Source organism: Phenylobacterium sp. (assembly GCF_036495085.1).
Classification (GTDB): Bacteria; Pseudomonadota; Alphaproteobacteria; order Caulobacterales; family Caulobacteraceae; genus Phenylobacterium.
Genome location: NZ_DASXNL010000153.1, coordinates 1 through 9,855, shown reverse-complemented (window position 1 = coordinate 9,855; position 9,855 = coordinate 1). Strand labels below are relative to the sequence as shown.

9 protein-coding genes are annotated in these 9,855 nt (G+C 66.9%); 1 reads left to right on the top strand and 8 read right to left on the bottom strand.

What is annotated here, in order from left to right:
* Nucleotides 1-353 precede the first annotated feature (353 nt).
* From VGI62_RS17270 to VGI62_RS17235, 8 genes are all read right to left on the bottom strand, one after another.
* Nucleotides 354-1,190: a class I SAM-dependent methyltransferase gene (locus VGI62_RS17270; RefSeq protein ID WP_331505775.1), complete on the bottom strand. Its 837-nt coding sequence runs from the start codon at nucleotides 1,188-1,190 to the stop codon at nucleotides 354-356.
* Between the two features lie 385 nt (nucleotides 1,191-1,575).
* Complete coding sequence (gene cysK, locus VGI62_RS17265) at nucleotides 1,576-3,063, bottom strand: cysteine synthase A (protein ID WP_331505774.1); 1,488 nt, start codon at nucleotides 3,061-3,063, stop codon at nucleotides 1,576-1,578.
* Between the two features lie 152 nt (nucleotides 3,064-3,215).
* Nucleotides 3,216-4,280 (bottom strand): class I SAM-dependent methyltransferase, encoded by a 1,065-nt coding sequence (locus VGI62_RS17260; RefSeq protein WP_331505773.1) that lies wholly within the window; start codon nucleotides 4,278-4,280, stop codon nucleotides 3,216-3,218.
* A 156-nt stretch (nucleotides 4,281-4,436) separates the two neighbouring features.
* Nucleotides 4,437-4,727: a DUF1330 domain-containing protein gene (locus VGI62_RS17255; protein WP_331505772.1), complete on the bottom strand. Its 291-nt coding sequence runs from the start codon at nucleotides 4,725-4,727 to the stop codon at nucleotides 4,437-4,439.
* Nucleotides 4,728-4,819: 92 nt separating this feature from the next.
* On the bottom strand, nucleotides 4,820-5,470 hold the full coding sequence (locus VGI62_RS17250; protein WP_331505771.1) for a GntR family transcriptional regulator: 651 nt from the start codon (nucleotides 5,468-5,470) through the stop codon (nucleotides 4,820-4,822).
* Nucleotides 5,471-5,773: 303 nt separating this feature from the next.
* The gene (locus tag VGI62_RS17245; protein WP_331505770.1) at nucleotides 5,774-6,940 is read right to left on the bottom strand and encodes a glycosyltransferase family 4 protein; all 1,167 of its coding nucleotides are present in this window, start codon (nucleotides 6,938-6,940) and stop codon (nucleotides 5,774-5,776) included.
* Complete coding sequence (locus VGI62_RS17240; protein WP_331505769.1) at nucleotides 6,937-9,018, bottom strand: glycoside hydrolase family 99-like domain-containing protein; 2,082 nt, start codon at nucleotides 9,016-9,018, stop codon at nucleotides 6,937-6,939. Before VGI62_RS17240 ends, VGI62_RS17245 begins: the two co-directional genes overlap by 4 nt.
* 13 nt (nucleotides 9,019-9,031) lie before the next feature.
* On the bottom strand, nucleotides 9,032-9,196 hold the full coding sequence (locus tag VGI62_RS17235) for a hypothetical protein (protein ID WP_331505768.1): 165 nt from the start codon (nucleotides 9,194-9,196) through the stop codon (nucleotides 9,032-9,034).
* A 357-nt stretch (nucleotides 9,197-9,553) separates the two neighbouring features.
* Here VGI62_RS17235 and VGI62_RS17230 point away from each other — a divergent pair.
* Nucleotides 9,554-9,855, top strand: a 302-nt coding sequence (locus VGI62_RS17230) for a Fic/DOC family N-terminal domain-containing protein (RefSeq protein WP_331505767.1), incomplete at its 3' end; no start/stop codon positions are given.

Sequence of the window (9,855 nt, the reverse complement as noted above, 5' to 3'; positions counted from 1 at the left end):
TGTAGGTCAGTGGATTTTCAGTCCCCGGAGTGGGATAGACCGGGAGCGCGGCGCTGGCGGCGGTGGCGAAGCCGATGGCCACGGCGGCCCCAGCGCAAAGCAATCGAATGCGGGACAAAGGACTCTCCTCTCAGCAGACATGTCGCGCCGGACGCCGAGCGCGCGCCCGCGACCAGCGCTAAACAACCGCTCGCGGCGTTTGGTTGCACGTCAAGGTTCGCTCTACCGAGAGGATTTGTTGCCAGGTATCGCGATGTCCGGTCTTAAACGAGCAAAGCCCGAAAACGATGCGCTGCGGCCCTGATGATTTCTGCGTGCGGAAACAAACTGTTGGCTTCAACTGCGATCGACTTTCACGCCAGTGACTTGGCCATGACGATCCATACGGCCGCGTTCAGCATCGGCCCTTTGGGTCCCTCATGCGCAGCCAACGCCGCCCGCACGCGCGGCGCCACTTCCTCGCGCAGGTCGGGGGCTTCGCGCAGGATCGCGCCGAGCGGCCCGATCCTGAGCGCGAGCGCGAGCGCGGTTTCCAGGTCTCCGCTTCCAACCTTCTCGTCATGTGGCGCGATTTTGACGTCAGCGAACCCCGCTTCGGCGAGGATGGCGCGCAGGCGATCGGGATTGGCGAAGGCGAAAGGCCCCGGCGCGTCGCGGACCGGCGGAGGCGACGGCGGCAGGACTGAAGCCGCGGCTTCCATCGGCAGGCGCATGATCGGGTTCTCATCAGGCTTGCGCCAGCAGACGAAGGCGAGCCGTCCGCCAGGCTTGAGGGCGCGCCGGATGTTGGCGAAGGCCGCAGTCGGGTCCTCGAAGAACATCACGCCAAAGCGCGAGAACACCGCGTCGAAAGCGCCGGCCTCAAAGGGAAACGTTTGCGCATCGCCCTTCGTGACAACGAGTTGTTCGACGCCCGAGGAACGTCGGCGCGCGACTTCGAGGAGCGGCTCCGATATGTCGACGCCCAAGACCGAGCCAGCCGTCCCCACGGCACGGGCCAGCTCGATGCTGGTCTCACCGGCGCCACATCCAATATCGAGGACACGCTCGCCTGGCGCAGGCGCCAACGCGGCCATCGCGCGGCGACCCAACGGCGCCACCTGGCGGTCGAGACCTTCCTGAAACTCCGCCCAGCTGCGGCCGGCGACATCATTCCAGTAGGCGGCCTGCGCCGCATTGGGCTCGCTCATCTTGGTCCTGCCGCCACTAGTGTCCGGACGTGACCGTCCCAGGAGGTCAGCGGCACGATCAGCTTCCATGCCGCCCCTTCGAGATAACAGCGTTGCAGCTTTGCGGGGGCCGGTCCAGTTGAGGTCGGCGCGTGGTCAGTCACGCGCCCTTGACTCTCGGCGGCGCCAGACTTGGCGAATGCCTCCTGAGCGCTTGTGGCTGTTGAGACAAGCGACCCGGCCACGGCCAGGCGGCAGAGAACGCGGAGGTGATTGCCTCCTGGAGTCTCGATTGGCGGCCGGACCCGGATGGCAGCCAGTCTGGCTCATTCAGACCGGCCAAGCGCCGCCACCATGGCGGTCACCGGCCACGGTCGCCGGGCTCTTAGCTCCGGACGCGATCCGGCTAGAGCCAGTTCGGCAGCAGGGCCTTGAGATCGACCGTGGCGGCGGAGTCGAAGGCGACGCCGGCGGCGCTAAGTCGGGTCTGCAACTCGCCAGTGCGGGCGGCCTCGAAGAGCTCTGAGCAACCGCCGAGCGGGGAGCCTGAGATGAAGATCTGCGGGATGGTGGGCGCGCCGCTGCGCAGGGCGAGCTCGGGGCGCACACGCCCGCCGAGGTCGTCCTTTTGGTAGGCCACCGAGTCTAGGTCGACTGAGCGGTAGGCAATGGCGTAGGCGTCGAACAGCTTGCGTGCGGCCCAGCAGAACTCGCACCATTCGAGAGCGAACATCACCACCGGCTCGGCGCTGACCACCTTTGTCACAAAGGCCTTAGCGTCGGCGTCGGCCTCGATGGGAGGCGCCAAGGCCGCCGCTGCGGGTGTCGGGGCCGGCTTAGCGGCCGCCGGAGCCGGCGTGTCGAAGCGACAGAGCGGAGTCGACCGCGAGATCGCCGCTTCCGCCGCGGTCATCTCGTTTCCGATGCCTTCAAACAGCACCGTCGAGAGGTAACGCTCGCCGGTGTCGGGCAGCATGCAGACGATCGTCGAACCGGCCGGCGCCGCCTCGGCCACCTTCAGCGCCGCAGCCAGGGCCGCGCCGGCGGAGATGCCGCAGAATATCCCCTCGCGGGTCGCAAGCTCGCGGGCCAGGCGCACCGCCTCCCCACCGTTGACCGGCACGACCTGGTCGATCCAGTCGGCCGCGCGCGCATCGGCGACCAGCTTGGGGATGAAGTCGGGCGAGGTCCCCTGGATGGGGTGCGGGCGGAAGCTGGGGTGGCTGACCAGGAGGCCGTCGTGGGGGGCGGGTTGGGCGAGCCCGCTCCCGAGCAGGGGGGAATTGTCGGGCTCTGCGACCACGATGCGGGTCTGCGGCCGCACGGCCTTCAGCGCGCGAGAGACGCCTTTCACCGTGCCGCCGGTGCCGAAGGTCGAGACCCAATAGTCTAGCCGTTCGCCTTCGAAGTCGGCGAGAATCTCCTGGGCGGTGGTGGCGCTATGGATGTCGGCGTTGGCCTCGTTCTCGAATTGGCGGGTCAGGAACCAGCCGTGGGCGCGGGCCAGTTCCTCGGCCTTGGCGACCATGCCGCTGCCTTTCTGGGCGGCGGGCGTCAGCACCACCTGGGCGCCCAGGAAACGCATCAGTCGCCGGCGCTCGAGGCTGAAGTTCTCGGCCATGACAATGACCAGCGGATAGCCCTTTCGCGCGCAAACCATGGCCAGGCCGATGCCGGTGTTGCCGCTGGTGGCCTCGATCACCGTCTGGCCGGGCTTCAGCACGCCCTTCTCCTCAGCCCGCTCGATAACCGCCAACGCCAGGCGGTCCTTGACCGAGCCCATCGGGTTGAAGCTCTCCAGCTTCACGTAGAGCGCGATGCCAGGCGGGGCCATCGCGCCGAGTTTGACGATCGGCGTGCGGCCGACGGTGTCGAGGATGGTGTCGTATTTCATGGTCGCTCGCTTGCGGCATCCTCTCTAGGAGCGAGACCATCGTTACCCAAAGGCGGCCGGCGTAAAGGGGCAGCCAGGACATTCGCAGGCGCCGATCGCGGTGAAAGTGGCGCGGACTGCCCCCTTCTTCAGCCCGCGATCAGGTGACGGAACTACGATCGGGCCTCGAGGACCATGTTGAACGGACCTTCGGTCGCGCGCCGGACGTGAGAGAAGCCACCCTCGCGGATCACCTCGCTGAGCCTGGCCTCGCCCGCCTGAGCCCCAAGCCCTTCGCCGACCTCCTGATCCAACGAGGTCGGGACGCAGATCATGGTCGAGGCGTTGTAGTAGAGCCGGCCAACCGGGTTGAGATTGTCCGCAGGACGGTCGCCGGCGATCGGCTCGACGATCATCCACGCCCCGTCGTCCTTCAGGATGCGCCGCACCTGCCGCGCGCAGCCTTTTGGGTCGCCCATGTCGTGCAGACAATCGAACGCGGTCACGAGATCGAAGCCTGTGTCCTTGATCTCCTTTACCGGCGTCGCCGAGAAGCTGACGCGCTCGGCAAGGCCGTGCGCCTTGGCATGGCGCCTGGCTTCCTCGATCGAGGGCTCATGGAAGTCGTAGCCCACGAAGTGGCTGTTCGGGAAAGCCTCGGCCATCAGCAGGGTTGAAAAGCCGACACCGCAACCGATGTCAGCCACTCGGCCGCCCGACTTCAGCTTGTCCTCAACGCCCTTCAGCGCCGGCAGCCAGTTCTGCACGATGTTGTTGACGTAGCCTGGGCGGAAGAAGGCCCCCGTGGCGCAGAAGAGGCATCCTGCGGAGTCGCCCCAGCGAACGCCTGCCCCGGTTCGGAAGCAGTTCTCAACCTTCGGCTCGCCCTCGATCATGGCAGCTACGAGGTCGAAGGCCCCGGCCAGGTAAACCGGGCTGTCCTTCATGGCGAATATCATCGCCTGCTCAGGCGACAGGCTGAACGTCTCCGTCGCCGGATCATAATCGATGTAGCCGTTTGCGGCCTGGGCGAGCGCCCACTCCCGCACGTAGCGCTCGGTAAGTCCCCCTGCCCGTTTCGCAAGCTCGCCCGCCTTGGCCGGACCACCGTCGTTCAGGGCCTCGAACAGACCCAGCCGCAATCCCAGTCGAGTGGTGGGCACGCTGAACGCCCCGCCCAGATCGCCGAGCATTTTTCCAACAAGGGTATTGAGTTTGTTTTCGTCGAGCTGCGCCATGGCGTCCTCCAGTCGATCGAAGGCGCCGACGCTCTCGCGAAACCCGGTGAGGCGCAAGTGAAAGAACGGTGATCTTCAGAATAGGGGGGATCGTGCATGCAGGCCTCGGCGACCGCCATGAACTCCCGGAATGCCCAGAGCCATCAGGCGCCGAATTCAGGTGCACCCATCGACCAGGACCAATTTGCTGTTGGTCGTCTGATGGCGCACGGCGAAGAGCGCCTGGGCGTCGGGATCGCCGAGAAACGCCGTTGCGTTCTCGCGTGACGGAAACTCGAGAATGACCATCAGTTCAGGAGCCCAGTCGCCTTCCATGACTGTCGGCTCAGCCCCTCGAACAATGTAGCGTCCCCCGTGCCTCTCGATGAAATCCGGGATGGCGGCGATATAGGGCCGAAAGCCCGCAAGGTCGTGAACCGAGAAGTCGAGCACCAGGTAAGCCTTCATCTGCTCTCCTCCCTGCGGACACGCCGGCCACGGATATTAACACCGCCTGAGCCAGCTCCACCCACCACCTCCCAGGGCCGTCCGGCTCGGCCCTATGGTTGCGGCCCGTCGCCGGGCTGTTCGAGCAGAGCCGCGAGACGATCGACGACGCGCAGGCGCAGGCTGTGAAAGTGACGTAGCTGGCGGCGCAGGGCGGCCGGATCGGAAACGTCCAACGCCTCCAGGGCGCTCGCCTCGTCCTCCAGGCTGGGCAGCACGCGGGCCTCCAGGCGGCGCGCCGGCCCCAACTGGTCCTGGGTCTTGCGATACGCCTGGATCAACGCACGGCTGCCGCCGTCCGCCATCCAACCCAGGAACAGGCGCTCTGTCCGCAGCACCGCGGTCGCGCCGTGGGCCCCGTCGGAGCTTCCTTCCGGACCCCGCTCCGGGGGCGCGCGCGCATGCAAGAGCGGCCGGGCTGGGTCCAGGACGATCAACAGCTGCGCCAGATGCAGCCGGTAGAGATCGGCCAGATCTGAGCCGGTGGGCATCCGCACGAAGAACCCCTGGCCGCGGCGGTCTTCGAGCAGCCCCTCGCCCACCAGGCGTGAAAGCGCCTCGCGCACCGGCGTGGGACTGAGCCGAAGGTCCTGGGCGATGAGGGTGGCCGCCAGCCGTGTCCCCGCCGGAAACGCCGCAGCGCGCAACCGCTCTCGCAATGTGGTCAGGGTTTTCTGGAACGGTTCGGCTCTTTCGATCGCCATATCTTGGTCTCGTTAGCGAAAGCGTCGACACCGATCTCGGAAACAAGACCTGTCGCGAATCCAAATTAGCTCACGACGGGAATATTTCGCGAGAACATTCAATCACGCCTAATCCGCAATGTATTTGCGGAATTAGCACACTATATTTGCGGATCAGTTCTCTTATACTTTATGCAACAATCCGATACGGGAACTTGTGCTGAAATGCTCGCAGGAATCGTCACCCGCGCATGAGATTCCCGGAAGGACGGGGCCACACGACGGCAGGTGCTTGAAGCGCAATGGCCGATCCGCCGGTGAGCTTTACGCGGCGCTCGACCCGCCGGGGCGGCGCAGCGTCGAGGGCCGGCCGATCGCCGCCACCCGCTCGACAAACCGGCGCCCCATCGCGGCGAGCGAATAGTGCTCATGCATGAAGGCCTTCGCCCGGGCGCCCATGGCGCGCGCCTCGGCCCGATCGTCCAGCAACTGCTCGAGCAGCCGCGACGCGTGTTCGGCCGACGCCTCAGCCCAGACCTGGCCCTCGCCGTGTGGATAGGCGCCCGGGGCGACGGGAACGAGTTCGAAATCGACCAGCAGCCCGGTTCCCGGCACCATGAAATCGAGGTTTCCAGAATATCCGGTCGCGACGGCCGGGCGACCCAGGAACATAGCCTCGGCCATTCCACGCCCGAACCCCTCCGAGCGATGAAGGGAGACGAAAACGTCGGAGACGCGCACCAGGTTCTTGATCTCGTTGTCGCTCATGTCGCCGTAGAACGCCTGGGCCCGGGGACCATACTCAGCAAGGCGCTCCTCGAGCGCGTCCTTGGCAGCGTCGGTGTCACGCCCGCCGCGGGACTTGATCACGCAGTGGATGTCGGCGTCCGGTCGGCGGGCGGCGAGCCTGTCGAAAGCCTCGAGCACGGCGCCCGGGTTCTTGCGATCTGCGAAGGAGGCGAAGTCGAAGAAGAACACCGCCACGAAGGCCTCTTCCGGGATTCCGAAGTGGCGCCGTCCGAGGAAGGACGACAGCTTGAGATCAACCGGGAGCGGCATGCAACGGACGGGCCGGGTCACCGCGGCTTGCAGCGCGCGCTGCACGAAGACCGAAGGCGCCCAGATCTCATCGAACCTGTCCAGAGTCTTCGCCCAATCAGATGGATATCGGGCGAGTTCCCAGGCGGGATAGGCGATGTTGTAACCGCGCGCGAAGGCCTCTTCGCCGAGCCTGTCGATGACCCGGGCTGCTTCGTCGCCATTGACACCGAACAGGTTCACGCCCTCGCCCAGGGTGGCGACAAGGTGGCGGCCGAAGACGCGCTCCAGATCAGGGTCCACCCCGCGGTTTTCGTCGGCCACGTCCAGCAGGCGCGGCGTAACGCCGGCGGACTGGAAGGCGCGAAAGGTCGAGCGGGCGTGCTCGGCCATGCCAGTCGGCTGGAACGGGTAGCCGACGACGGTGACCTGGCTGTGATTCAGCGGCGTCACGCCAGCAGGTCCGCATCGGCGGCGTTGGCTACCGCCTCCAGCCAGCCGTGGCCGAAGCGCAGGTCCGGGCTAAGCGCGGCTCCTGTCTCCCAGTCGTTCCACGCGTGCAGGAAAACGAGCCGGCGGTCGGTCGCGCGACCCCGCACCTTTTCGCTGGCCGCTTCGAGCCAGGCCTGAAGAGCGCCGGGGCTCGCGCCTTGCCAAACGATCGGGGCATCCTGCGAGCGGGGCGTCGTGTCGCGAGCGGCGATGACCAGCGGGAATGTGTCGGCGTCGCATGGCTGCGCCAGCCGCTCGGCGACCAACGCCAGGTGGTCATGCGCCAGGCCGCGGAAATTCGGGTTGATAATCGGCGCCGGGGGGCCTTCCGCCACCCGGCTGGGCGCGTCTTCGAGACGGGCGTCAAAGCCAGGCGCGAGGCCTCCGCCGCGCTGAATCAAGAAGAGGTCCGCCGCCGCGCGCCACGCGGCGGTGTCGGCCTCTGGTGGAAGCAGCAGGACGGCCCGGCCGTCGACGTGGATGGCATGTGGCGAGGCGAGAGCGCTGACGACTGCCTTCGGCGCAGCGGGCCCGGTCCAGGCCAGGCAGAATGGGAACCCGGACGCAGCGACCTGCGTAGCCGCCTCGGCGCTTGCGACCTCATGGCAGAATCCGCCCACCCCGTACCGCTCGGCCAGCGCCACGTCGCGGCGGAGGGTCGCGGGATCGGCGGGATCGGCGAAGCCATCGGCGGGAAGGCGGGGCTGTAGGTGGCCGAGGAAGTTGGGCAGGGCGCGAGCGACCGCGACCCAGTCCGGCGTCGTCATCCGTCGGATGACGACGACCCTCACCGGCTCACGTGGCGAAGCCGAGCGGTGGCGCAACGCCTCGTATGCCGCATTGTCGTAGGCCTCAGGATCGGGATCCGAGGCCCGGCGGAGATCGGCGAACAACACCCCGGCTGAGATCATGCGGCCATCCGAAGCGCCAGGGGGCGGCCGCTCGGTTCCTTGCCGCCTCCAGTGCTCGAGGGCGCTGAGCGCGGAGAACGCGGTCTCCAGATGGGCGGCGGAATAGCCAGCCTCGTCGAAATCGGGCGCCGGCCAAAGACCCTCGTACGTCCCGACGGTCAGATAGTGCTGCAGGGGATCGGCGTGGGCGAGCGGCCGGCCGGCCGCCTGCTCCAGATAGTAGCGGGGGTTGAAGTGCGGCGTCGGGCTTTTCGCCAAGCGGGCGCCGCGCAGAAGGTAGTCGCCCAGGGCGTCGTCGCCGACACCGCCGTGGCGTTGCTTGCGGTAGTACGCGGTGTCGAACAGCGGGTGCGGGTCCATCCCCTCGGCAGCGCCGGTGGTGACGTAGTGCAACAGCGGCGCGATCCCGGCGGCTGCCGCGCTGGGGTTGCGCTCCAAGTACCAGCTCCCGCAGAAGAGCGGATGCGGCTCCAGGCCTTCGCGCCAGCCGATCCGCAGATAGTGGATCAAGGGATTCTCGCCGGAGATCGCCAGCTCTTCGCACCGGCCGACATAGTGGCGCACGTCGAATAGCGGATGGGGATTGGCGCCGTTTGCAGCGCCTTCGAAGAGGAAGTGCTCCAAAGCCGTCATCTGTCCGGTGCTCATCCGTGCGCCGTGACGGGCACGGTAGGCTGGCGCGTCGAGCAGCGGATGGGGGCTTAGTTTGTTGCGGTCGCCGACCACCAGATAGTGCGCGAGCAAGGGCCACCGACTGCGGGACAGCGCCGGCCCTCGCTCCAGGTACCAACTTTGGTCGAACAGGGCGCGCGGCTGGGTAGCACCGTCCGGGCCGGCGCGGACATAGTCGCCGAGCAGGCTGGTCGGACCGGGCGTCGACCCGAGGCTTGCATTCAGGTCGCGCTCCCACAGGCCGGAGTTCCGCAGGAACATCACGCGGCCAGGGGTCTTGGCGCGGACCAATAATCGCGCGACGGCGGGCGACACCCTGCTTTCAACGCGGCCGCCATAGCGCGCGCGATTTGCGGCCTGGAAGCGGACCCAGCGCGCCTCTTCGATCTGGGTACGTTCTTCGTGGGCCGCGCGCCGCTGCTCGGTGAAGGATGCGGGATCGGTGGGCCTGACCACGGCTGCGCCCAGCTCAGCCGTCAGCTAGGATAGCGTCAAGTCCCGCGGCCGCCGCGTGGCGGCGGAGCGTTCCGACTTCGATCTGTCCGCGCTCGGCTTGGCCTTGCTCGAACCCCAGCCGCTGGCGCAGGTCGGATCGCGCCTCGTCGAGATCGCGAGTGGCGGGCGAGATCAGCACGCCGGTGTCCTCCCGCCGGCCCGCCAGATCCCTGCCCACGTTGTCGAGCGCTGCAAAGCTCGGTGCGCTCGTGAACCGGTAGAGGCCACGTCGGAAAATTGGCTGCCACTGCGAGGGTTTGAATAAGCAATTTGCATCGCGCCGAACCTCGCCGATCTCCGCGACATCAGCAACAGACCCGGGTGATCGCCATCAAGTAGATTTCGCGTTCGTTTCCTCTGAAGCGGTCCTTCGCAATGTCGGGTCGGTCGAGTCCAGGGCCTTCCTCGTATGGCTCTGGTTTCCGGCTACGCCCCCCCGCTCCTTCACCTGGTCGTTGACCTGGAGACGAAGCCCGTCCTCAAAAGACCGGCCACCGTGCATCGCGCCCTAGCGGAGCTGAAGGGCGCAGTTGGGCTAGCGCCGAATGAAGCCATTCTGCTCAACACCCTCTCATTGCCGGAGGCGAAGTACAGCTCGGCGATCGAGAATATCATCACCACTCTTGACGACCTCTACCGTAGCGTCGATGCGGCCAATCGGTTTGCGAGCGTCGCGGCGAAAGAGGTCTACGCTTACGCCCGCGCGATACGCGAGGGCCTTCAGACCGTCCGGGCGACCGGAAACATCCGAGCCCGCGAGTGCCAATCGGGACGAGAGCGCGCGATCGCACATGGCTG

What these genes read in the sequence shown, in the direction of transcription:
- VGI62_RS17250 (WP_331505771.1), bottom strand. Translation starts at nt 5,470, where the DNA reads ATGGCGATCGAAAGAGCCGAACCGTTCCAGAAAACCCTGACCACATTG.
- cysK (WP_331505774.1), bottom strand. Translation starts at nt 3,063, where the DNA reads ATGAAATACGACACCATCCTCGACACCGTCGGCCGCACGCCGATCGTC.
- VGI62_RS17255 (WP_331505772.1), bottom strand. Translation starts at nt 4,727, where the DNA reads ATGAAGGCTTACCTGGTGCTCGACTTCTCGGTTCACGACCTTGCGGGC.
- VGI62_RS17260 (WP_331505773.1), bottom strand. Translation starts at nt 4,280, where the DNA reads ATGGCGCAGCTCGACGAAAACAAACTCAATACCCTTGTTGGAAAAATG.
- VGI62_RS17270 (WP_331505775.1), bottom strand. Translation starts at nt 1,190, where the DNA reads ATGAGCGAGCCCAATGCGGCGCAGGCCGCCTACTGGAATGATGTCGCC.